The sequence below is a fragment of the Oleiphilus sp. HI0125 genome, assembly GCF_001635355.1.
In genome coordinates this window covers 1-1,297 of record NZ_LWGF01001112.1, presented here as the reverse complement: position 1 = coordinate 1,297, position 1,297 = coordinate 1, and the positions used below count along the sequence as shown (strand labels likewise).

The following is a 1,297-nucleotide window of genomic DNA, read 5'->3' as shown; positions in this document are numbered from 1 at the left end:
TATTCTCTCGATCGGCTTTCTTAATATCGCTCACGAGTGGCAAGGTCTGTCCAGGAATCATCTTGTGCTGATTATGCTGAGCATCAAGCACTAAGTTTTTAAGAGATTCTCGGACTGACTTCGCAACATCTTGCCCGCCTGAAATCTGCATTAATCCTTGTTGAATAAACGGAACGTATTTCTTAGCCTCAAATCCACTCTCGGGCTTTCGGCCAAATTGAATCAACGCATTTAAGGCTTGAAAGCCATTTTTTACTTGGTCGCTATCAATGCCATGCTTAACAGCTTCTAACTGCAAAAAGTCTAACCAACCCGAATTCAGCATTTCTTCGACAGCAACAGGTACGTCCCCATCAAGGAGATACACTATGCGTTGTTCTAATTCAGCACGAATATCTTCTAATCGATGTGCATTATCCGCTGCCGTAGCAACCCGCTCTACATTTTTCAGATACTGAGAATGCTGCTTGACCATTAGCGCATCGAGTTCAGTTTTAACCTCATCAATAACGCCCGAGTTTTCATTTAACTCCGTATTAATTCGTTCAAGCAACGCTGAAATTTTTTGATGCCCTACACGTCCCAAACGGTTGCCTCGTGCACCGAGTTTGGCAATACGATTAAGCACATCACGAAGAGGGCTATTTTGATCTTCAAAGAAAGTATCGTTTTCCAAAAGTTGGCGTAAAACTGGTATTTCTAATCGAAACAGATGTTGTTTGCCTTCAGAGCTAATACGCGGATTATTTTGTAATGATCCAAAGAAACGATCAATAACGTCTACTTGTCCTTGTTGCTCATGCGATAGAGCTTTCTCTTCATCTTCTCCAGTATTTAAGCTTTGAAGAACACGAGACAATAAGCTTAAGGCTTCACCCTCGCTATCAAGAGAACGTGTTGGGATTTGCTTCTGCGCAAGCCCTTCGTTCAACTCATTCGAACTAAAAGCTGAAACAGAATCATCAATTTGTGCGGTCTTCTTAGATGAGAAGCTACTCAAGATATTTCTAAAAATTGAAAAGGACTGAGCTTCTTTAATCTGTTCTTGGTCAACACCTGGCTCGACAGGAATTGATTTACCAGTAATGTTGCTAGCAGAAATATTACCTTGATCAACGCCAGCATGATTCAATGATTGCTGGCGATATCCAAAAGGCCTGTTAACTTGAGAGGACGAGGGCGATTGTTGAGAAGAGTTGCTTTCAGAAACAGAGTCGACAATAGGGCCACTTGTTTCTGAAGCGGGCTTTGCATTAGCAGACGCATTTGATGCAGTAGTCTGAGCTGAATCATTAAG

1 protein-coding gene is annotated in these 1,297 nt (G+C 41.9%); it reads right to left on the bottom strand.

Going from position 1 to position 1,297, the window contains the following annotated elements; translation table 11 throughout:
• The coding region (locus A3762_RS19265) for a DUF1631 family protein (protein ID WP_156493599.1) at positions 1-1,297 on the bottom strand (1,297 nt) is incomplete at both ends.